18 protein-coding genes are annotated in these 20484 nt (G+C 73.1%); 7 read left to right on the top strand and 11 right to left on the bottom strand.

Annotated elements, in window-relative coordinates; translation table 11 throughout:
* The first annotated feature begins 174 nt into the window (after positions 1–174).
* Entirely contained in the window at positions 175–2019 is a 1845-nt protein-coding gene (locus tag ACIBI9_RS15280; protein WP_397222665.1) for a CHAP domain-containing protein, read from the top strand.
* Positions 2020–2026: 7 nt separating this feature from the next.
* Here the strand turns inward: ACIBI9_RS15280 and ACIBI9_RS15275 are convergent, their stop codons facing one another.
* Genes ACIBI9_RS15275 through ACIBI9_RS15265 form a run of 3 tightly spaced genes read right to left on the bottom strand, consistent with a single transcriptional unit; the run spans position 2027 to position 4907 of the window.
* A complete protein-coding gene (locus tag ACIBI9_RS15275; protein WP_397222664.1) occupies positions 2027–2848 on the bottom strand; it encodes a TIGR03619 family F420-dependent LLM class oxidoreductase in 822 nt (273 codons plus the stop codon).
* Entirely contained in the window at positions 2845–3807 is a 963-nt protein-coding gene (locus tag ACIBI9_RS15270; protein ID WP_397222663.1) for an acyl-CoA dehydrogenase family protein, read from the bottom strand. The genes ACIBI9_RS15275 and ACIBI9_RS15270 overlap by 4 nt, the downstream gene beginning before the upstream one ends.
* Positions 3804–4907 (bottom strand): acyl-CoA dehydrogenase family protein, encoded by a 1104-nt coding sequence (locus tag ACIBI9_RS15265; protein WP_397222662.1) that lies wholly within the window; start codon positions 4905–4907, stop codon positions 3804–3806. Before ACIBI9_RS15265 ends, ACIBI9_RS15270 begins: the two co-directional genes overlap by 4 nt.
* 62 nt (positions 4908–4969) lie before the next feature.
* Here ACIBI9_RS15265 and ACIBI9_RS15260 point away from each other — a divergent pair, with 62 nt between their 5' ends.
* Entirely contained in the window at positions 4970–6025 is a 1056-nt protein-coding gene (locus ACIBI9_RS15260) for a helix-turn-helix domain-containing protein (RefSeq protein ID WP_397222661.1), read from the top strand.
* A 32-nt stretch (positions 6026–6057) separates the two neighbouring features.
* Here ACIBI9_RS15260 and ACIBI9_RS15255 read toward each other — a convergent pair whose 3' ends face one another.
* Positions 6058–7023: an alpha/beta hydrolase gene (locus ACIBI9_RS15255; RefSeq protein ID WP_397222659.1), complete on the bottom strand. Its 966-nt coding sequence runs from the start codon at positions 7021–7023 to the stop codon at positions 6058–6060.
* Between the two features lie 85 nt (positions 7024–7108).
* Entirely contained in the window at positions 7109–7777 is a 669-nt protein-coding gene (locus tag ACIBI9_RS15250; RefSeq protein ID WP_397222658.1) for a type 1 glutamine amidotransferase domain-containing protein, read from the bottom strand.
* Between the two features lie 73 nt (positions 7778–7850).
* Here ACIBI9_RS15250 and ACIBI9_RS15245 point away from each other — a divergent pair, with 73 nt between their 5' ends.
* Complete coding sequence (locus ACIBI9_RS15245; protein WP_397222657.1) at positions 7851–8732, top strand: LysR family transcriptional regulator; 882 nt, start codon at positions 7851–7853, stop codon at positions 8730–8732.
* Between the two features lie 10 nt (positions 8733–8742).
* Here the strand turns inward: ACIBI9_RS15245 and ACIBI9_RS15240 are convergent, their stop codons facing one another.
* Positions 8743–9543, bottom strand: a complete 801-nt coding sequence (locus ACIBI9_RS15240) for a helix-turn-helix transcriptional regulator (RefSeq protein WP_397222656.1) — start codon at positions 9541–9543, stop codon at positions 8743–8745.
* A 97-nt stretch (positions 9544–9640) separates the two neighbouring features.
* On the opposite strand from ACIBI9_RS15240, the gene ACIBI9_RS15235 reads away from it, so the two are divergent.
* Positions 9641–10363 (top strand): dienelactone hydrolase family protein, encoded by a 723-nt coding sequence (locus ACIBI9_RS15235; RefSeq protein WP_397222655.1) that lies wholly within the window; start codon positions 9641–9643, stop codon positions 10361–10363.
* Here ACIBI9_RS15235 and ACIBI9_RS15230 read toward each other — a convergent pair.
* From ACIBI9_RS15230 to ACIBI9_RS15220, 3 genes are read right to left on the bottom strand one after another with little or no spacing between them, the layout of a single operon-like run.
* Positions 10355–11095, bottom strand: coding sequence for an ABC transporter ATP-binding protein (locus ACIBI9_RS15230; RefSeq protein ID WP_397222654.1), 741 nt, complete (start codon positions 11093–11095; stop codon positions 10355–10357). The genes ACIBI9_RS15235 and ACIBI9_RS15230 overlap by 9 nt on opposite strands.
* Position 11096: 1 nt before the next feature.
* Positions 11097–13712: an ATP-binding cassette domain-containing protein gene (locus ACIBI9_RS15225; protein WP_397222653.1), complete on the bottom strand. Its 2616-nt coding sequence runs from the start codon at positions 13710–13712 to the stop codon at positions 11097–11099.
* On the bottom strand, positions 13709–14947 hold the full coding sequence (locus ACIBI9_RS15220; RefSeq protein WP_397222652.1) for an ABC transporter substrate-binding protein: 1239 nt from the start codon (positions 14945–14947) through the stop codon (positions 13709–13711). Before ACIBI9_RS15220 ends, ACIBI9_RS15225 begins: the two co-directional genes overlap by 4 nt.
* A gap of 134 nt (positions 14948–15081) precedes the next feature.
* On the opposite strand from ACIBI9_RS15220, the gene ACIBI9_RS15215 reads away from it, so the two are divergent.
* The gene (locus ACIBI9_RS15215; protein ID WP_397222651.1) at positions 15082–16170 is read left to right on the top strand and encodes an alcohol dehydrogenase catalytic domain-containing protein; all 1089 of its coding nucleotides are present in this window, start codon (positions 15082–15084) and stop codon (positions 16168–16170) included.
* Between the two features lie 42 nt (positions 16171–16212).
* Entirely contained in the window at positions 16213–16545 is a 333-nt protein-coding gene (locus tag ACIBI9_RS15210) for a hypothetical protein (protein WP_397222650.1), read from the top strand.
* Positions 16546–16553: 8 nt separating this feature from the next.
* Here the strand turns inward: ACIBI9_RS15210 and ACIBI9_RS15205 are convergent, their stop codons facing one another.
* Entirely contained in the window at positions 16554–18770 is a 2217-nt protein-coding gene (locus ACIBI9_RS15205) for an MMPL family transporter (RefSeq protein WP_397222649.1), read from the bottom strand.
* Between the two features lie 95 nt (positions 18771–18865).
* On the opposite strand from ACIBI9_RS15205, the gene ACIBI9_RS15200 reads away from it, so the two are divergent.
* On the top strand, positions 18866–19390 hold the full coding sequence (locus ACIBI9_RS15200; RefSeq protein ID WP_397222648.1) for a TetR family transcriptional regulator: 525 nt from the start codon (positions 18866–18868) through the stop codon (positions 19388–19390).
* Here ACIBI9_RS15200 and ACIBI9_RS15195 read toward each other — a convergent pair.
* Complete coding sequence (locus ACIBI9_RS15195) at positions 19387–20484, bottom strand: ROK family transcriptional regulator (protein WP_397222646.1); 1098 nt, start codon at positions 20482–20484, stop codon at positions 19387–19389. The genes ACIBI9_RS15200 and ACIBI9_RS15195 overlap by 4 nt on opposite strands.

The raw sequence follows: 20484 nt of genomic DNA, 5'->3' as shown, positions 1-20484 counted from the left end.
GGAAAGCTTGAACGTCACTTGGTGCTGGCTTGACCTGCCGAGACGGCACGGTAGCCTCGCTCATCACGGAAGACGACAAGCCTCCGGTTTTGTCCCACTAGTCACGGGGTGTCCCTTTACCCGGGATCTATGCGGGCAAACCCGGTCTTGCCCGGAAGGTGTCCCCATACTTCCATGACGCCAGAGATGCAGAAGTTCATCGAGCTGCTGGAGAGTCAGCTCGGGTATGCCGAAAAATCAGGGGCGTACACCAAGTTCGGTGCCTGGTACGGCAAGAACGTCGAGTTCGACGCCGACTACAGCTCCGCCCCATGGTGCGACATGTACCTCTCCTGGGCTGCCCACAAGCTCGGGTACGAGGACTGGATGGGGCAGTTCGCGTGGACGGTGTCGCACGCGGAGTGGTTCAAGGAGCAGGGGGCGTGGGGCCACAAGCCCAAGCCCGGCGCGTTCGTCTTCTACGACTGGAGCGGCTCCAACAGCATCGACAACATCGACCACGTCGGCATCGTGACGAGGGTCGAGGGCGACACGATCTTCACCATCGAGGGCAACATCGACGGAGGCGTCGCCAAGCGCAAGGAACGTGACACAAGCAAGGTCGTCGGGTACGGCTATCCGGAGCGCATCAAGTCCCGCCTGGACGAGGAGGCGGCCCGGCAGCAGCGGGAGGCCCAGAAGAAGGCCGAGGAGCAGGCCGCGCTGAAGCAGGGGCCGGGCACCGACGTCGGCGTGCTCCAGTCCCCCGGGAACGAGCTGCTCACCTCCCTGATCCCCCGCAGCGAGATCGAGGAGCCCGCCCAGGCCCCCGAGACCGGTAGCTCCCCCGCGAAGAAGGAGCCTCAGGCCGCCCCCTCGCCCGCCTCCCCCAAGGTGGCCACCGGCTCCGTCTCGGACGGCACGGCCGCCGAGACTCCCAAGCAGCCGAAGAAGGCCAAGCACGCCAAGCCGACGACGGCCGACACCACGGCGGCGACCGCCGAGCCCCTCCCCACGCACGCGGACGCCTCGGCCACCGGCCCGATGCCCGCCATCTCCTCTCCGACGCTGGTCGGCTCGGCCCTGGTGGCGGCCCTGGCGCTGCTGGCCGTGGCCAAGACCCGCCGCCTGCGGACCGCCCCGGTCGCCGCCGAGGCCACGGCGCCCCGCCCGGCCGCCAACCGCCGCCGTCGCCGCCGCAAGCTCGAGGCCGAGCCGGTCCGTACGAGCCGCCGAACGGCCGCTCTCCAGCCGGCCGCGACCCTGGAAACCCTCAAGGCCACCACCGCCCTGGACGCAGCTGCCCTGGACACCGCGGCCCTGGAAGCCCTCCAGCCCGCCGGCGCCCAGGACGCCTTCCAGCCGGCCGCGGCTCTGGACGCCGTCCAGCCCGCCGCCCGGGCCGCCGGACGCCGGAGGCGCCCGCTCGACACGCGCCCCTTCGACCTCTCCACGGACGCGCCCCGCAGCGCAGCCGCGGACGCCGACCCGTTCGACGCCTTCTTCGGCTCCCGACCGGTCGAGCCCGCCCGGAGCGGGCCGGTCGAGATCCTGGTGGACACCGGACCGCTGGAGCGCTTCGTGGACACCGGGCCGTTCGAGCGCATCGTCATCCCCCAGGCGACCAGCGCGTTCGACGCCTTCGGCCCGACCGCCGTCCGGGGCGGCGACACTCCCGACATCGGCGCCACGTACCAGGGACGTCGCCGCCGCCACGGGCGCCCCGCCGACGAGTCCGGAACGGCCGACCTCCCGCCGCGTGGCCGCCGCCACCGCCGTCCTGCGCCCACCCAGGGCATGCACATCGGCGGCGCGCAGCCGTTCGCGCAGGACGCCCCTCTGGCGGGCCGCCGCCACGCCTCCGCCGGGTCCCCGCAGCCGTACCGGCGCGAGGACGAGCGCCAGTTGGTCGGCGCCGGCAGGGCCGCCTCCGGCCACCCGGCCAGGAGCACCACCGGCCAGTCCGGCCGGAACGCCCCGAGCCAGCCCGGCCGGAACGCCTCCGGCCAGCCCCGGAGGCGGGGACGTCACCGCGCCTGAGCGACCCTCACGCCACGTCGCCGACCCCGTAGTCGGCGGCGAAGGCCGCCAGCCGGGACACCGCGTCCCGGCTGCGGCTCCAGGGCCGTACGATCAGCCGCTCCACGCCCAGCGCCGCCCAGGCGGGCACCTCGTCGGGCGAGGCCAGCGCGTACGCGTGCGCGGTCACCGGCACCCCCGCCCCCAGCCGGTCGAGCTGCGGCTTGATGGACTCGAGGGTGTGCGGCATGCTGATCCACCCGTCGCACAGCCGCGCGGCCCGGCGCAGCGCGGCGGCCGACTCCCCGCCCGCGAGCACCGGCAGCCGCGGCTGCACCGGCTTGGGCTCGAACGCGACTTCAGGAAAGGAGTAGAACCTCCCGGAGTGGGCGACCACCGGCTCGCTCCAGAGCCGCCTGACGACCTCGATCGCCTCGTCCAGCCGGGCTCCCCGGGTGCGGAACTCGACGCCGGCCGCCTCCCACTCGCCCCGGTACCAGCCCGCGCCGACCCCGCAGATCGCCCGCCCCGACGAGACCACGTCCAGGGTGGCGAACGCGCGGGCGGAGACGAAGGGGTGGCGCAGGGCGAGGAGCTGCACCGCCGTACCGAGCCTGACGCGGGAGGTGAGGGCGGCGAGCCAGCACAGGTACGCGGGCGCGTCGAACAGTGGCGTGCCGGGCTTGATCCCCGGGTCGGACGTGCCCGGGTAGTGGGCGAGCGACAGGTCGGTGGCGAAGACGAGGTGCTCGGGCAGCCACACCGACTCGAACCCCAGCTCGTCCGCCGCCACCGCCACGTCCTTCCACGCGGCCGGATGCACCAGTCCGAGCGGCACCCCGTATTTCATGGCCACCTCCGCGGGTCGTCGCCCAGGAGGGCGGTGCGGACGCGTTCCCGGTGCGCCGCCGTGGTGCCGTACGCGGCCGACAGCGACCAGGCCCGCGCGAGCCAGAACCGCAGGTCCAGCTCCTCGGTGTACCCGATAGCGCCGTGCGCCTGCAGCGCCACCCGGGCCGCCAGCACGGCGGCCTCGCCGGCGGCGGCCTTGGCGGCGCTCACGTCCCGGTCGGCGCTCTCGACGGCCCGGTCCACCGACAGGGCCGCCCGGTGCACCAGCGGCGCGGCGAACTCCACCGCCACGGCGGCGTCGGCGAGCTGGTGCTTGACCGCCTGGAACGACCCGATCGCCGCGCCGAACTGCGTCCGGACCCGCGCGTAGGCGACAGTGACCCCGAGCAGCTCCCTGGCGACCCCGACGAGCTGCGCCGCCGTCGCCACCGTGGCCCGCCGCAGCGCCGGCGCGACCGAGCCGCCCAGCTCCTCGGACTCGTCGAAGGCCACCTCGAACACGGGACGGCACGCGTCCACCCCGGTCCTGGGCACGAGGCGTACGGACTCCCTGGCGACCAGGCGCCACCCGTCGTCCCGGGCCACCAGCAGCAGGTCGGCCAGGTCGGCGTCCGGCGCGTACGCCTGCCCCGGCGGCAGCACGGCGACGCACAGGGCGCCGGAGGCCAGCTTGGGGTTGTCCGGCAGCAGGTACGGCGCCACCACGGCGGTCTCGACGACCGGCCCAGGCAGGCATGCCCGCCCGGTCTCCTCCAGCGCGGGCAGGACGTCGGCCAGCCCGAGCCCCAGCCCGTCGGACTCGGGAGGCACCAGCAGGCCGAAGAACCCCAGCGCGGCCAGCTGCTCCCAGGCCGGCCGCCGCTCGGACCTCAGCGCGGCCGGTGGGCAGTGCGCCCGCAGCACGTCCCGCACAGTGGCGGCCAGCGCGAGCTGCTCGTCGGTGAATCCGAAGTTCATCTCGGCAGCCCCAGGACCCGCTCGGCGATGATGTTGCGCTGGATCTCGTTCGTGCCCGCGTAGATGGGCCCGGCCAGCGAGAACAGGAACCCGTCCAGCCAGCCCTCCTCCCCGGCCCGGTCCCCCAGCAGCTCCATGGCCAGGGCGTGCATGCGCAGGTCCAGCTCGGACCAGAACACCTTCCCCATGCTGGCCGCGGACCCGATCTCCTCCCCCGCCATGAGCCGCCGCGCCGTCGCGAACGTGTGCAGCCGGTACGCCTCCGCCTCGACCCAGCACCTGGCGGCCCGGTCGGCCGCCACGGGGTCGCCCGAGGCGCGGGCCAGCGCGACCAGCCGGTCGGCCGTGGCCAGGAAGCGGCCGGGGCTGCGCAGGGTGAGGCCGCGTTCGGAGGACGTGGTGGCCATCGCGACCCGCCAGCCCTCGCCGACCTCGCCGAGCACCATCGAATCGGCCGTGAACACCCCGTCGAAGTGCAGCTCCGCGAACCCCGGCAGCCCGTCGAGCTGCGCGATCGGCCGCACGGCGACGTCCGAGAGGGGGAAGAGGAAGTACGTCAGTCCCTTGTGCCGCGTCCCCGACGTGCGGAACAGGCCGAACCCGTGGGTGGCGTAGGCGGCCCGCGAGCTCCACGTCTTGTGCCCGTACAGGCGCCAGCCGCCGGGCACGGGCTCGGCGCGGGAGGTGAGGGCGGCCAGGTCGCTGCCCGCCTCCGGCTCCGACCAGGCCTGGGCCCACACGTCGTCGCCTCTGGCCATCCTCGGCAGCCACCGTCTGCGCTGATCTGGCGTGCCGAAGCGCATCAGCGAGGGGCCCAGCAGGAAGATGCCGTTCTGGGTGACCCGGGCGGGGGCTCCGGCGGCCCAGTACTCCTCCTCGAAGATCAGCCACTCGATCAGGGAGGCGCCGCGCCCGCCGTAGTTCTCGGGCCAGGAGACGACGGACAGCCGCACGTCCGCCAGCAGCGCCTCCCAGGCGCGGTGCGCGGCGAAGCCCTCGGAGGTGTCCATGGACGGCAGCGATCCCGGCACGTGCGCGCGCAGCCAGTCGCGAACCTCGGCGCGGAAGCCCTGCTCGGCCGGGGAGAAGTCGAGATCCACATAACCAACCTAGCGCACGCTTGGTAGCTCGAACAGCGGTTTGCGGACATAGTCTGTTGGCCATGCAGGGACTGCTGCTGAAGCTGTCCACGCTCGACGCCGACGCGGAGAGCGCGGTGCGGGTGATCGCCTACTTCGACTCGCTGCTTCGCGACCACGTGAGCGTGCCCACGCTGCTCGCGGCCACGGCGCGGCTGGCGCAATGCCCGGTCGGGCTGCTCGACGCGGCCACCGGCCGCCGCACCCGCACGTCGCCCCGCGGCGCCGTGGACACGCCCGCCGAGGCCCCAGCCCAGGTCAGGGAGCTGAGCGACGGGCTCGGGGCGGTCTGGATGGAGCGCGAGGGGCCGGCGCACGGGCTCGACGAGATCGTCCTCGAACGGTACGCGGTGGCCGCCGAGGTCACCCTGGAACGCGCGGCCGCGCTGGCGCGGTCTGGCCAGGACCCCGCGCTGGTGGAGCTGGTGCTGTCGGCCGAGACCGACGAGGCCGAACGCGCCCGCGCCCTGCGCCTGCTCGGCTTCGCCCCCTCCGCCCCGCTCCAGGCCCTGGCGATCGCCCTGCCGGACCGGGGGCCGGACCGGGGGCTGGCCGCCGGCCTGCGCGCCATGGGTCACCAGGTGCGCGCCACCAGGATCGGTGACACGGAAGCGGTCCTGGTGGCGACCACCCTGCCCCGCGACCTTCCCGAGGGGTCGCGGGTGGGCATCGGACCCGAGCTGCCGGGCGCGCGGGCGGCCGAGTCGTGGGCCGGCGCGCGGACCGCGCTCCGCTTCACCGGCCCGCACGATCGTGTGATGCGCTGGTCGGAGCTGGGTGCCCTGGCGCTGTTCGCCGACCTGCCGGAGCCGGCGGTCGCGGGGCTGGCCGACGTCCGGGCGATGGAGCGGCTCGGCGAGGAGTCCCTGGCGGCGGTGCGGGCGCTGTGCCTGGCGGGCTCCGTCCGCGGCGCGGCCGCCACCGTGCACCTGCACCACAGCTCGATGGCCGCGCGCATCGCCCGGGCCGAGTCCGTGCTGGGCTTCTCGCTCGCCGACGCGGCCGGCCGCCTGCGCGCCCACCTGGCCCTCGCCCTGGTACGGCTGCGCGCCAACCTCAGGTCCGGCACGCCCGCTTGAGCCCTTAAGAGCCCGTACGCCCGCTTGAGCCCTTAGAGCCCGTACGCCCGCTTGAGCGCCGCCAGCCGGGCCGCCCGCGCCCGCTTGGAGAGCTCGGCGTCCGGGACCATCCCGTCGAACCCGTGGAACGCCCCCGGGTAGAGGTGGAGCTCGGTGGACACGCCCGCCTGCGACAGCCGCAGCGCGTAGTCGACGTCCTCGTCCCTGAACACCTCCAGCTCACCGACGTCGATGAACGCCGGCGGCAGCCCGGCCAGATCCGTGGCCCTGGCGGGGGCCGCGTACGGGGGCACGTCGTCGGTGCCGATCCGGTCGCCCAGCAGGGCGGTCCAGCCGAAGAGGTTCGCGCTCCGGTCCCAGACCACGGCCTCGGTGAACTCGTGGCTGGACGGGGTGATGTTGCGGTCGTCCAGCATCGGGCAGACGAGCAGCTGGAACGCCACGTCGGGGCCGCCCCGGTCTCGGGCCAGCAGCACGGTGGCGGCGGCCAGCCCGCCGCCCGCGCTGGCGCCGCCGACCACGATCCTGGCCGGGTCGATGCCCAGCTCGCCCGCCGCCTTGGCGGTCCACACCAGCCCGGCGTAGCAGTCCTCGACCGGCGCGGGATGGGGATTCTCGGGCGCCAGCCGGTAGTCGACGGAGACCGCCACGCACCCGAGCTCCTCGACGTAGCCGATCATCATCGCCTCGTCGATCTCGGGCGTGCCGATGATCATCCCCCCGCCGTGGATCCAGTACAGACCCGGCCGCCCCTCGGCGTCGCCCGCCGGGCGGTAGATCCGTACCCGCACGTCGGGAGCGCCGTCAGGCCCCGGCACGTGCCGGTCCTCGATCACCACGTCGGTATTGGCCGGCGGCGCGGCCGCGAGGAACGCGTTGATCTGCGCACGGTGCCCGGGCAGCTCCTCGGGCGTCATGTTCGCCGTGTCGAACGCCGGGAGCGGAGTCCGCTCGAGAAAGGCGCGGATCTCTGGGTCGAGGTTGGGGTGGAATGCCATCTGTTATTCCTTCCATGGGGCCACTCCTCGATGGTCAGAGCCCGCGCCGTGGCAAACAACCGCCATCCGGCGGCGATTCCGCTCCTCAGCCCCGCCGTTCGGCGAGGACGTCGAGGACGCGCTCCGCGAGCGGCGCTGCGCTGGCCGGGTTCTGGCCGGTGGCGAGCCTGCCGTCCACCACGACCTGAGCCTGCCAGTTGGCGCCCGGCTCGTGCTCGGCGCCACGCTCGACCAGTTTGTCCGCCAGCAGGAACGGCACCACGTCGGCCACGCCGCGCAGCCGCTCCTCCTCGTTGGTGAAGGCCGCCACCCGCTTGCCCGCCACCAGGTACGAGCCGTCGGAGAGGGTCAGGTTCACCAGCGCGGACGGGCCGTGGCAGACCGCCGCCACCACGCCGCCCCGCTCGTACACCTCGCGCCCGACGCGGATGACGTCCGGGTCGTCGGGGAAGTCCCACATGGTGCCGTGGCCTCCGGCGTAGAGCACGGCGTCGTAACGGGAGGCGTCGACGTCCGCGAGGCGGTCGGTGTCCCGCTGCCCGATCTCCGCGAGGAAGGCCACCTGGGTCTGGTCGCCGGCGTCGAACCCGTCCTGGGGCGGCTGCCCGCCCCGCACGCTGGCGACGTCCACCTCGTAGCCGGCCTTGCGGAAGATCTCCCAGGGGTGGGCCGCTTCCGGCACGTAGTATCCGGTCCGCTCCACGCCGCCGAGGTCGTCATGGCTGGTCAGGGCTATCAGAATGCGCTTGTTCATGTCTCACATCGTCGCCCGGGCCCGCCATAAGTAACAAATAACGAAATATCGCCTTAGGTATCAGAATAGTGATATGTCGCCAATCTCGCTCGACCTGCTGCGGACGTTCCTCGCGGTGCACAGGACCGGCTCCATCACGGCCGCCGCGCAGACCCTCGGCCTGTCGCAGCCGGCCGTGACGGCGCAGGTCAAGACGCTGGAGTCGGTGCTGGACCGGCCGCTGTTCGACCGGCTGCCGCGCGGGGTGGCGCCCACGCCCGCCGCCGACGAGCTGGCCCGCCGGGTGGCGCCCTCGCTGGACGCCCTGGACGGGGTGGTGGAGTCGGAGCTGCCCTCGGACGCGGCCGTGCACCTGGGCGGGCCCGCCGAGTTCCTGTGCGAGGAGGTGATGCCGATGCTCGCCCCGCTGGTGCGCTCCGGGCTGCGGCTGCGCACGACGCTCGGGCTGTCCGACGACCTCCTGGCGGACCTCGCGGCCGGGCGCCTGGACCTGGTGATCTCCACGATCCGGCCCCGGGTGCGCGGTGTGCACGCGGACCCCCTCTACGACGAGGAGTTCCTGCTGGTCGCCGCCCCGTCCCTGGCGCTCGCCGGGGTGGGGCCGAGGGAGCTGGCGGCGGTGCCGCTGGTGGCCTACGCCGAGGACCTGCCCATCGTGCGCCGCTACTGGCGCTCCGTGTTCGGCAGGCGGCCCGCGATGGCGGCGCAGGTCGTCATCCCCGATCTGCGCGGCGTGCTCAGCGCCGTCAGGGCCGGGATGGGCGTCTCCGTGCTGCCCGCCTACCTGTGCCGCCGCGACCTGGCGGCGGGCACGCTGGTCACGCTGGCAGAGCCGGACGAGGCCCCGATCAACACCGGCTACCTGGCCGTCCGCTCGGGCGCGCTGGCGAAACCCGCGGTGGCCAGGGTACGCGCGCACCTCATCGAGGCGTTCCGCACCGCCCCCACCTACTAGGCGGACCCTACTAGGCGGACCACGAGGCGAGCAGCCGCAGCGACTCCTCGTTGGCGCCGCCCGGCTCGGGGTGGAGCAGGCTCAGCCGCTGCCCCGATCCGCCCGGCAGGTCGAACGTCTCGTAACGCAGCGCCAGCTCGCCCACCACCGGATGCGTGAACCGCTTGACCCCGTTGGTGCGCTCCTTGACGACGCGACCGGCCCAGAGGGTGCGGAAGCGTTGACTGTGCACCGACAGCTCGCCGATCAGGGCGGTCAGCGCCGGGTCGTCGGCGTGGCGGCCGGTGGCGAGGCGGAGCTGCCCGACCGTGGCCCGGAGCACCTCCTCGCGGTCGGCGTACAGGTCGGGCTCGGTGAGGAAGTTGTACCTGGCCAGGTTGGCGCCGGGCCGGCAGAGGCCGGGGAAGAGCGCGTCGGCCAGCCGGTTCCAGGCGAGCAGGTCGAGCCGGTGGTCGAAGATCATGGCCGGGACGTCCGTCATCCGGTCGATGAGCTCCACCAGCTCCCGCCGCACCCCGCCGGACGGGCGCGGCCTGCGCGGTCGCGGCGCGGCCAGGTCGAACAGGTGCGTCCGCTCGGCCTCGCTCAGGTCCAGCGCCCTGGCCAGCGACTCCATCACGGACGCGGACGGCTGGGCGGTCCGCCCCTGTTCGAGGCGTACGAGGTATTCGACGCTGATGCCCGCCAGCTCGGCCAGCTCCTCGCGGCGCAGCCCGCGCACCCGCCGGCGCGGCCCGCTCGCCAGGCCCACCTCCTCGGGCGTGACCTCGCTCCTGCGGGCCTGGAGAAATGCCCCGAGTTCCCGGTTCATGGGTACAAGTCTGCCCGTGGACAGCCCTGACGGGACACGCCGAGCCTGACCCTCCCAGTACCTGGATAGCCGGAATCACGGTGGGCATGCTGGCCTCATGTGCCATTCCACCGACAGCAGGCCGCCCGCACCGCCGATCCAGGGCGAGGTGGCCTCTCACGAGCAGATAGAGCTGACGGCCGCCGACGGCAACCGGCTGCTCGCCTACCGGGCCGAGCCCGCCGAGCCGAACGGCCGCAGCGTGGTGATCCTGCCCGACGTGCGCGGGCTGCACCCGTACTACCGCGACCTCGCGGTGCGCTTCGCCGAGGCGGGCTTCCGTACGATCGCGATCGACTACTTCGGCCGCACGGCGGGTCTCGGCGAGCGGGACGACGACTTCGACTTCATGAAGCACGTCGGGCAGCTCAAGGCCGAGCACGTCAGGGCCGACGCCAGGGCGGCCACCGAGCAGCTCGAGGGCCCGGTCTTCACGGTCGGCTTCTGCATGGGCGGCGCCCACTCGTGGCGGCAGGCGTACGAGGGGAACGGCCTGGCCGGCGGCATCGGCTTCTACGGCGCGCTGCGCGCCATCGAGGAGCCGACGGCCGGGCCCGGCGCGCCCCTCCTGATGCTCCTCGCGGGCGCGGACACGGCGACCACGCCCGAGCAGTTCGACGCCTTCGAGGCGGCGCTCGACCGGGTGGGCACGGAGCACGAGAAGGTCGTCTACGAGGGCGCGCCCCACTCGTTCTTCGACCGCACGTACGCCGAGTGGGCGGACGCGTGCCAGGACTCCTGGCGCCGCATCCTGTCGTTCACCGAGCGCCACTCAGCCTAGGTAGGCGGCCCTGACGACCGGGTCCTCCCGGATCTCGGCTGGCGCGCCGGCGGCGATCACCCTGCCGAGGTCCAGCACGATGATCCGGTCGCAGGTGTCCATGACGAAGCCCATGTCGTGCTCGACCAGGAGCACGGTCGTGTCCAGCGCCTTGACGACCTCTCCCAGGCGTGCCGTCTGGGAGGCGTCCAGGCCCGAGGTGGGCTCGTCCAGCAGCAGGAGGCGGGGGCGGTCGGCCAGGGCCCTGGCCAGCTCGACGAGCCGGCGCTGCCCGACGGGGAGCGCGGCGGCGTACGCGTCGCGCAGCGGGGTGAGCCCGCACAGCTCCAGCACCTCGGCCACGCGCTCGCCGCGCTCCCGCTCCAGCCGGCGGCGGGCGGGCCAGCCGACCAGGTCGGCGGCGAGCCCGCCACCGCCGCCGTGCCAGTCGAGCGCGGCCAGCACGTTGCCGGCCACGGTGAGCCGGCCGAAGACCTGGGTCCGCTGGAACGTGCGCCGCACCCCGGCCCTGGCCCGCCGGACCGGGGACACGCCGGTCAGGTCCCGCCCCGCCACGCTGACCCGGCCCTCGCTGGGCCGGCGCAGCCCCGACACCACGTCGAACAGCGTCGTCTTCCCGGCCCCGTTCGGCCCGATCACCCCGCACACCTGACCCGCCGCGACCTCGAACGACACCTGGTCCAGCGCCCTGACCCCGCCGAACGCCACCGACACGCCCTCCACGGCCAGCATGTCACCGCACCCCCAGGTAGGCGGCGGTCAGCCGCTCGCTGTCCACTTCCGAGCGCGGCCCCTCCCAGGTGACGCGCCCCAGCCGCATGAACGCCACCCGGTCGGCGATGGCCAGCGCCTCGGTGGCCTTCTCCTCGACCAGCAGCAGTGCCACGCCACGAGAACGCAGCTCGGCGAACACGTCGAACACCTGCCGCACCATCATCGGGGCCAGCCCCAGCGACGGCTCGTCGGCGATGAGCACCCGCGGCGGCCGCACCAGCGCGGGCGCGAGCGTGAGCAGCTGCTGCTCGCCGCCGGACAGGGCGCCGGCGAGCACGGCGCGGCGCTCGGCGAGCTGCGGCAGGCGCTCGTAGACGGGGCCCGGGTCGGGCAGCCAAGTCCGCAGGTTCTCCTCCACCGTGAGCCCGGGGAACACGCCCCGGCCCTCGGGCGCGAGCAGGATGCCCGCGCGGGCCCTGCGGTGGGCGGGCCAGGCGGTGACGTCCTCGCCGTCCAGCAGGATCCGGCCGCTGGTGACGGCCAGGTCGCCGGCGGCCACCGCGCAGGTCGTCGACTTGCCCGCCCCGTTGGCGCCGAGCAGCGCGACCACCTCGCCGGGCCGGACGGCCAGGTCCACGCCGCGCAGCACCGTACTGTCCGCGTAACCGGCGACCACGCCCTCCAGCCTGAACAGCGGCCCGTCCACCTGCACGGGCGGCGGCGCGGGGACCGGCTCCGACGGGGCCCATTCCGGCGGGGCGCCGCGGCGGTGGCGGAGCTCGGCGAGCTGGGTGAGCACCCCGTCGGGGTGCTTGGCCAGGATCACACCGCCCGCCCCGAACAGGATCGCCCCGACGTGCGCGGACACGCCCCACGTGGCGAGCAGTTCGGGCACGGCCACCGCGATCAGGCCGCCGAGCACCGCGCCGCCGACGCGGCGCACGCCCTGGAGCACCACCACGGCCAGCCACACAAACCCGGAGAACGCCGGCAGGTCGGTGGCGGTGATCGAGCCCTTGGAGACGGCGAACAGCACGCCGCCCAGCCCGGCGATCGCCGACGCGAGCGCGAAGAGCACGATCTTGGTACGGGGCGCCGACAGCCCGGACGTCGTCGCTGCGGCGGGGGCCGACCTGACCGCGAGGATCGCCCGCCCGGAGGCCGACCTTTCGAGGTTCCGTACGAGCAGGGCGACCGCCCCGATCAGCACGAGCAGCACCACCACCCGCACCCGCGGATCCGAGGTGTCCGCGAAGCCGAGCCCCAGCGCGGGCACCGGCCACCCGATGGTCCCGTTGCTGAACGCGTCCACCTGGAACAGCACCTGGTCGGCCAGCAGCGCCATGGCCAGCGTGGCCAGCGTCAGCACCCGCCCGCCCAGCCGCAGCGCGGGCAGCGCCACCAGCATGCCGACGGCGGCGGCCGCCAGCACGCCCAGCACGATCGCCACGAAGAACGGCAGCCCGGACGAGAACGCCCATCCACAGGTCAGCGCCGCCATCGAGGCGAAGGCGGCCTGGGCCAGGTTGACCATGCCGCCGATGCCGGTCACCACCACGAACGAGCAGAAGATCAGCGCCAGCACCAGTCCCTGCGCGGCCACGCCCACGTAGTACTCGGACGCGAGGAACGTGAACCCGAGCAGCGCGGCCAGGCCGAGCGCCCAGGGCATCCTGCGGCGCCAGGGCGGCAGCCCCGCCAGGTGGTCGGGCGGGGGCGCGTCCTCGGCCGCGCTGCCCGCGACCCGCTCGCGCGACCTGTTCAGCAGGACGAGCCCGGCGAACAGCAGGATCACCGGCACGGCCGTGCGCAGCCCGGTGACCTCTTCGAGGAAGTCGGTGTATCCGGCGACCAGGTTCTGGACCACGCCGAGCGCCAGCCCGGCCGCGAACGTCCACGGGATCGAGCGCAGCCGCCCGAACACCGCCGCCGTCGCCGAGGCGAACAGCAGCACCGTGTACGCCGTCGCGTCCAGCCCCAGCACGGACACGGCCAGCACCCCGGCGAGCCCGGCGAGCCCCGAGCCGAGCATCCAGGCCAGCGCCGAGGTGGCGTCCGCGTCGATGCCCCGGAGCGTGGCCAGGCGGCGCCGGTCCACGGCGGCCCGCATGCGCAGCCCGTACGGCGAATGCCGCATGAACGCCCACAGCCCGGCCGCCGCCACCGCCGAGAAGCCGAACGTGATGAGCTGGTCGGTGTCCAGCCGGGCCCCGAGCACCTCGAAGGAGAGCGCCGGATGCGGGCCGACACCGCGCGGCAGCGAGGTCGCGTCCGCGCTCGGCAGCCCGGCCAGGTCCACGACCAGCAGGCCCAGCGCGGGCAGCGCGATCGTCAGGCCGATCGTGGCGACGATCTGCGCGGTCTCGCCCGCCTGCGCGAGCCCGCCGAACATGGTCTTGTGCAGCACGTAGCCGAGCGCGGGCGCGAACAACACCACCGACACCAGGGCCGACAGCCACGCGGGCAGCCCGGCCGCCTGGTTGAGCTCGTAGAACAGCAGGGCGGACAGGAATCCGACGGCGCCGTGGGCGAAGTTGAACACCCCGGTGGCCGCGTACGACAGCGTCAGGCCCGACCCCATGACCGCGAAGATCGCCCCGGTGACCAGGCCGCTGAGCACGTATCCAAGGATCATTTGAGCGGCACGTTGTCGAAGCACTTCATGCTCTTGGCCACCTGGAAGGCGCCTTTCTCCAGCTTGACCAGGGCGCCGCAGCCGTTCGGCTCGCTGTGGTCCTTGGGGTACTGGATCCTGCCGAACCCGGCGTTCTCGTAGAGGTAGTCGCCGTTGCCGGTGGCCAGGAACTTCTCGCGGGTGAGGTCCTTGCCGGCCTTGCCGAGCATGTCGAGGAAGATGTCGGCCGACCAGTAGCCGATCGCCATGTGCTGGGTGGGCACGGCGCCCGGCGCGACCTTCTCGACGTCCTGCTTGAACCGGGCGATCTCGGGGGCGGTGGACTCGAACGGCTCGAACATCGGCGCCGCGATCACGCCCTCCAGGGCCTGCGCGCTGGCCTGGTCCTTGAGGATGGCGGCGTCGTAGCTGGTCGCGTCGGTGAGCACGCCCTTGTAGCCGGCCCGCTTGAGCGCCGAGTACAGGCCGACGTTGAACTTGGTGCCCGCGATCACGGAGACCACGACGTCGGGGGCCTTGCCGCCGTTCGAAGTCATGATCTTGTTGACGTACGGGAGCCAGTCAGGGGGTGGTGCGGCGGCCGGGAGGCCGGAGTTCACGCCGACCAGCTTGAATCCGGCGGCGGTGAACGACTGGGAGATGGTGGTGCCGCCGTACTTGCTGCCGCTGGAGTCGGAGGTCTGGACGTACACGCTCTTGCCCTCGGCGCCGCCGAGCAGGTCGGCCAGCTGCCGGCCCCACCACGTCTGGGAGCCCGCGCCCTGTTTGGGGGCCAGGCAGCCGTTGTAGCCGAAGCCGGTCTTCGTGCCGCACCACTGCGGGCCGGTCGCCCAGCCGAACCAGGGCACGCCCTGCTGCTCCAGGAAGGCGGCGCCGCCGAAGTTCGGGGCGTGCACGGGGACGAGGGCGAAGACCTGGTCCTTCTGGACGAGCTTCTTGGCGGCAGCGTCGCCCTTGGCCGCGTCCTGGCCGTCGTCCTCCGCGCCGATGAACTCGATCTTCCGCCCGTTCACGCCGCCCTCGGCGTTGGCCCGCTCGAACCTGGCCTTCGCCCCGATCTCGGCGTCCTTGGTCGAGTAGCCGCTGGCGCTGGTCTTGGTCAGCACGCCGCCGACCTTGATCGTCGTACCGGTCACTCCGGGCGCCGCCGAACCGACCGCGCTCTTCTGCTGGGCCGCGCACCCGGAGACGAGCAACGTTGTTACCGTGAGTGCCGCCGCGACCCGCCGTACCATCCTGGCCTCCCGCAAAATTGGCCTAGCGCTCGCTTGGTTTTGCGCCGAGCGTAAATTCGCCCAGGGAGAGTGTCAACGGGGCTACCCGAGCAACCGCTTGCTCGCAATCACAAGGCCGGGTTACCGTGTGGCGCATGTTGATGCGCGCGGCCGTCCTGACCGGCTTCCACGCCCCCATGGAGATCCGCGAGGTGGAGATCGCCGACCCGGGTCCGGGCGAGGTCCGCGTGCAGATCAAGGCGTCGGGCGTGTGCGGCTCCGATCTCAAGGCCATCGACGGCAAGAGCCCCGTGGTCAGCAGGCTGCCGTTCATCCTCGGGCACGAGAGCGCCGGAGTGGTGGAGAGCGTCGGCGCGGGCGTCACCGGCGTCCGGCCCGGCGACCACGTCATCATCTCGATGAACGGCCCCTGCGGGCGGTGCCGCAACTGCGGGGCGGGCCGGTTCCACCTGTGCTCGGGCCCCGTCAGGTTCCAGACGATCATGGGTGGCGCGCCCAGGATCACCTTGGACGGCCAGGAGACCCGCCGCTTCATCGGCATCGGCTCGTTCGCCGAGTACGCGGTCGTCACCGAGGCCATGTGCGTGAAAATCGCGAAAGACGCGGCCCTGGACGCCATGTGCCTGCTGGCCTGCGGAGTCGTCACCGGCATCGGCGCGGTCATGAACGTCGCCAAGGTCCCGCCCGGCGCCAGCGTCCTCGTCGTCGGCTGCGGCGGCGTCGGCCTCAACGTCATCCAGGGCGCGGTGCTCGCGGGCGCCACCACGATCATCGCCGCCGACGTGGCCGAGCAGAAGCTCAAGCTGGCCGAGCGCTTCGGCGCCACCCACACGATCGTGGCCGACGACCTGCCCCGGCAGGTGGACGAGCTGGTGAAGGGCGGCGTCGACCACGCCTTCGACGCGACGGGCGCACCCGGCGTCCTGGCCAGGGCCTTCGCCGCGACCCAGTCCGGCGGCACCACGGTCATGGTCGGCAGCCCGCCCCAGGGCCAGGCCGTGGAGGTGGACCCCGGCCTGCTGTTCGCCTCCCGCCGCCTCATGGGCACCCAGGGCGGCGACGCCGCGCCCCAGCGCGACCTGCCCATGCTGGCCGAGCAGTACCTGCGGGGCCGCCTCGACCTCGACGGCCTCATCTCCGAACGCCTGCCGCTCGACCGGATCAACGACGCCGTGGCCCACGTACGGGAGGGTTCGGTGGCGCGTACCGTCATCACCTTCTGAAATACGAACACCCGACGTCACGTCACTCTTACTCTGAGTGTCATGACCGAGAGAAGACTCAGGGTGCGCGTCCGGCGAGCCACCATGGCCACGATTCTGACGGCCGTGGCCATGACCGGCCCGGCGCCCGCCGGAGCCAAGGGCGTGTACGACTTCGCCGCCGTCGGCGTGGTCATCTGGAGCGAGCCGCGACGCGACGCCGTCCTCGTCGGCTTCGGCTACCCGGGCCAGGGCTTCGAGTCGGACTGGTCGGAGGAGCGCGGCCACTACCAGTGCGACGACTACTTCGACAGCATCCTGTGGCACCACGGCCGCAACGCGGCCACCGGCATCGTCGGCTGGGTCCCCGCCTGCAACCTCGCCGACACGGACTGAGGAGGTGGCTAGACCCCCAGCTTGACCGGCTCGGGCCGCTCGGACGCGGACCGCTCCTCCTCCTCGTGCCCCTCCACCGAGAGGTTCGGCAGGAGGCGGTCCAGCCAGCGCGGGCACCACCAGTTGAGCCGCCCCAGCAGCACCATCGTCGCCGGCACCAGGAATCCCCTGATGATCGTGGCGTCCACCGCGATGGCCACCGCCAGCCCCACCCCGAACGTCTTCACCATCGGGTCCGGGTACGCGATGAACGCCACGAACACGGCCACCATGATCAGGGCGGCCGACGTGATGACCCGCCCCGTCGAACCGAGCCCCTCCGCCACCGCCCGCGCGTTGTCCCCGTGCCGCAGGTACGCCTGCCGCACCGCCGTCAGCAGGAACACCTCGTAGTCCATCGACAGCCCGAACAGCACCGCGAACAGCATCAGCGGCACATAGCTCTCGATCGGCACCGAGAAGAAGACCGTCTCCAGGTACGAGGAGCTGGCCGGGGCGTCCATGCCCACCAGGCGGCTGCCCAGGCCGATCGAGAACACCAGGGCGAGCGCGCCGAAGGCGGCGCCGAGCGAGATCAGGTTCATCACCGCGGCCTTCACCGCGACGACGGGCGCACGGAAGGCGAACAGCAGGAGCAGGGCGCTCAGCAGCACCACCACGCCGATGACCAGCGGGGTGCGCTCGGACATCCGGGTGCCCGCGTCGGTCATGGCCGCCACCTTGCCGCCGACGTGCACGCTCACCCCGGGCATCGAGACGGCCCTGATGTCCTTGACCACGTCGGAGGCCCGCGGGTCGCTGGGCTTGTACTCGGTGACGACCTGGAGCAGCACCGAACGGCCCGAGGAGTTGACCTTGGGGGTGGCCACGTGCGCGACGCCGTCGACGTCGCCGACCTCGCGGGCGATCTGGTCGACGACCGGGTCCTTCTCCTTGGCCACCTTGGCGGGCAGTTCGGCGACCACGAGCAGCGGGCCGTTGATGCCGGGGCCGAAGCCGGCGGCCATCAGCTCGTAGGCCCGCCTGGGCTCCGAGCCCTTGGCGCCGTAACCGTCGTCGAGCGGCCCGAGCTTCAAGGCCAGCGCCGGGGCGGCCAGCAGGCCCAGCGCCAGCACGCTGCCGAACAGCACCTGCCACGGCCGGCGCGCCACCCACGCCCCCAGGCCGGCCCATCCGGAGCCGGACGAACCGCCACCGCGCAGGAACGGCACCTTGAGCGCGTTGATCCGGTGGCCGAGCACTCCCAGCAGGGCGGGGACGAGGGTGACCGAGGTCAGCACGGCGGTGACGACCGAGATGCCGGTGATCCAGCCGAGCGTCGCCAGCAGCGGGAACCCGCCCAGCATGAGCGCGGTCAGCGCGATCATCACCGTGCCGCCCGCGAACACCACGGCCCCGCCCGAGCTGGCCACGGTCCGCCGTACGGACTCCACCACCGGCACCCCGTCGGCCAGCAGCCGCCGGTGCCGGGACAGCAGGAACAGCGCGTAGTCGATGCCCACGCCCAGCCCGATCATCGTGGCCATGATGCCCGCCTGCTTGGGCACGTCGAGCACGTGTCCGAGCAGCCCGATCACGCCGAGCCCCGTGGCGACGCTGACCAGGGCCGTGAAGATCGGCACCAGCGCGGCCGCCAGCGTCCCGAACGCGAACACCAGCACCAGCAGCGCGCACACCACGCCGATGATCTCGCTGGGCCCGGTCTTGATGTCCTTGTCGGCGGGGGTGGAACTGTCGGCCGCCACCACCTCGATCCCGGCGGCCCGCACCGGGTCGGCCGCCTTCGACAGCGCCCGCGTGTTATCGGCGACCTTGGTGCCGTCGTGGCCCTGCAGGCGGATGGCGATGAGCCCGATCTGCAGGTTGGCGGAGATGCCACCGCGCCTGAACGGGGTGTCCACCCCGACGACGTGCGGCATCGTGCGCAGGCGCGCCAGGACGTCCTCGACGGCCTTCTTGCGCGGCTTCTCGACGAGCGGCCCGCCGGCGGAGTAGAGGACGAGCTGCACCGTCCCGCCGGTGTCGTACCCCGGCCCGAAGCCGGTCTTCATCAGGTCGTGCGCCCGCTGCGCGTCGGTGCCGGGAATCGTCACGTCGTTGCTGACCGGGCTGCCGAGCACGAGGCTCCCGCCCATCAGCGCGGCCGCCACGACCACCCATAACGCCAGCACCAACCGTCCGTGCCGCGCGCACCAGCCGCCCAGCCGCCCAAGAAACCGCGTCATCGCCCAAGTCCCTCTCGACGGCCGTCCTGTACGGTCGTACAGGACTACGATAAAGCAGGAAATATCCGGAGGGGGATCCATCGCATGGAAATGAGATGATGACCACACCCGACGACACCCGGACCCGGATCCTGGCCGCGGCCAGAGAGCTGTTCGCCGAGCGCGGTTACGCGGGCACCTCGCTGGCCGACATCGCCGCGGCCGTGGGACTGACCAAGACCGCCGTCGCCTACCACTTCCACCCGAAAGACCGCCTGGCCTCCGAGCTGCTCGCCCCGGCGGGGGACGACATGCTGGCGCTGCTCGGGACCGACTTCCCCAGCAGGGAGGCGTTCGTCGACGCGCTGGTGACCTTCGCGGTGCGCTACCGTTCGGTGATCCGCCTGTTCATGGAGGACCTGGCCGCCGAGGACCCCGGCTCGCCGGACTCGGAGCGCGCGACGGTCAGGACGTTCAGGGACGAGATCTTCGGCAGGCTGGTGGGCCCCGACCCCGGCCCGGAGACCAGGCTGAAGAGCTGGGCCCTGCTCGGCGCGCTGCAGTGGGGCGCGGTCAGGACCATGGACCTGCCGGAGGAGCAGGTCCGCGAGGTGCTGCTGGAGGCCTGCCGGGCTTTCTAGAGACCCAGCACCTCCCGTTCGACATGGTCGAGCGCGAGGCGTACGGCGCCCAGCGCCACACCCTCGTCCCCGAACGTGGAGGCCACCACCTCCGGCACGCTCACGCACAGCTCGGCCAGGTGCCGGCGGAGCGGTTCGAGCAGCACGTCGCCCGCCTGCGAGTGACCGCCGCCCAGCACCAGCAGGTCGGGGTCGACGGCCAGCGCGAGCGCCGAGGCGCCGATCGCGAGGTTCTCGGCGTAGCGGTCGACCCGCCGCGCCGCGTCGCGGTCGCCCGCCAGCGCCGCCTCGAACACCTCGGCCGCCGAGGCGTCCTTGACCAGCTCGCGGGCCGCGTCCTCCCAGCCGACCTGGCGCAGCGTGCCGATCTCGCCCGCGGCGCCGTTGCGCCCCGGGTGCAGCCGCCCGCCGATGAGGATGCCCGCGCCCGCCCGGTGGCCGATGAGCACGTACACGACGTCGGAGGCGTGCTGCGCGCTGCCGCGCCAGTGCTCGGCGAGCGCGGCCAGGTTGGCGTCGTTGGCGGCCAGCGCCGTGCAGTCGAACCAGCGCCCGGCCAGCTCCGCCAGGTCCACGCCCGTCCAGCCGGGCAGCGTGATCGACAGGGTCACCCGGCCGGTGCGGTCCACGATGCCCGGGGTGCCCGCCGCGACCGCCCAGACCCGCTTGCGCGCGACGCCCGCGCCATCCACGCACTTCAGTGACGTACGCCGGGCCGCCTCCAGCCGCTCGTGGGCCGCGGCGTCGCCAGAGACCTCGGCCCGCTCCCAGGCGATCACCTCGCCGTTGAGATCGGCCAGCGCGGCCACGATCCCGTCGCCCCCGACCTCCACGCCCACCACGTGGCCGGCGTCCGCGCGGAACCCGAACCGCCGCGCCGGCCGCCCCATCACGCCCTCGTCGGGCGGCAGCTCCGTGACGTAGCCGCGCTCGCCGAGCTCGTCGAGCACCGCCTCCACCGTCTGCCTGGACAGCCCGGTGATGCGGCCGAGCCGGGTCAGCGTGGCCACGCCCTCGCGGCGCAGCGCCCTGAGCGTGACCTGGGTGTTCACCTTGCGCAGCAGGGACGCGTCACCTGGGCGAAGCTCGGTCAA

The organism is Nonomuraea sp. NPDC050451 (assembly GCF_044458585.1).
The sequence above is the reverse complement of the archived record's forward strand: the minus strand, read 5'-3'. Positions and strand labels throughout refer to the sequence as shown.

Coding starts and splice junctions, on each gene's coding strand:
- ACIBI9_RS15280 (WP_397222665.1), top strand. CDS start 175: ATGACGCCAGAGATGCAGAAGTTCATCGAGCTGCTGGAGAGTCAGCTC.
- ACIBI9_RS15275 (WP_397222664.1), bottom strand. CDS start 2,848: ATGAAATACGGGGTGCCGCTCGGACTGGTGCATCCGGCCGCGTGGAAG.
- ACIBI9_RS15270 (WP_397222663.1), bottom strand. CDS start 3,807: ATGAACTTCGGATTCACCGACGAGCAGCTCGCGCTGGCCGCCACTGTG.
- ACIBI9_RS15260 (WP_397222661.1), top strand. CDS start 4,970: ATGCAGGGACTGCTGCTGAAGCTGTCCACGCTCGACGCCGACGCGGAG.
- ACIBI9_RS15255 (WP_397222659.1), bottom strand. CDS start 7,023: ATGGCATTCCACCCCAACCTCGACCCAGAGATCCGCGCCTTTCTCGAG.
- ACIBI9_RS15250 (WP_397222658.1), bottom strand. CDS start 7,777: ATGAACAAGCGCATTCTGATAGCCCTGACCAGCCATGACGACCTCGGC.
- ACIBI9_RS15245 (WP_397222657.1), top strand. CDS start 7,851: ATGTCGCCAATCTCGCTCGACCTGCTGCGGACGTTCCTCGCGGTGCAC.
- ACIBI9_RS15240 (WP_397222656.1), bottom strand. CDS start 9,543: ATGAACCGGGAACTCGGGGCATTTCTCCAGGCCCGCAGGAGCGAGGTC.
- ACIBI9_RS15235 (WP_397222655.1), top strand. CDS start 9,641: ATGTGCCATTCCACCGACAGCAGGCCGCCCGCACCGCCGATCCAGGGC.
- ACIBI9_RS15230 (WP_397222654.1), bottom strand. CDS start 11,095: ATGCTGGCCGTGGAGGGCGTGTCGGTGGCGTTCGGCGGGGTCAGGGCG.
- ACIBI9_RS15225 (WP_397222653.1), bottom strand. CDS start 13,712: ATGATCCTTGGATACGTGCTCAGCGGCCTGGTCACCGGGGCGATCTTC.
- ACIBI9_RS15220 (WP_397222652.1), bottom strand. CDS start 14,947: ATGGTACGGCGGGTCGCGGCGGCACTCACGGTAACAACGTTGCTCGTC.
- ACIBI9_RS15215 (WP_397222651.1), top strand. CDS start 15,082: ATGTTGATGCGCGCGGCCGTCCTGACCGGCTTCCACGCCCCCATGGAG.
- ACIBI9_RS15210 (WP_397222650.1), top strand. CDS start 16,213: ATGACCGAGAGAAGACTCAGGGTGCGCGTCCGGCGAGCCACCATGGCC.
- ACIBI9_RS15205 (WP_397222649.1), bottom strand. CDS start 18,770: ATGACGCGGTTTCTTGGGCGGCTGGGCGGCTGGTGCGCGCGGCACGGA.
- ACIBI9_RS15200 (WP_397222648.1), top strand. CDS start 18,866: ATGATGACCACACCCGACGACACCCGGACCCGGATCCTGGCCGCGGCC.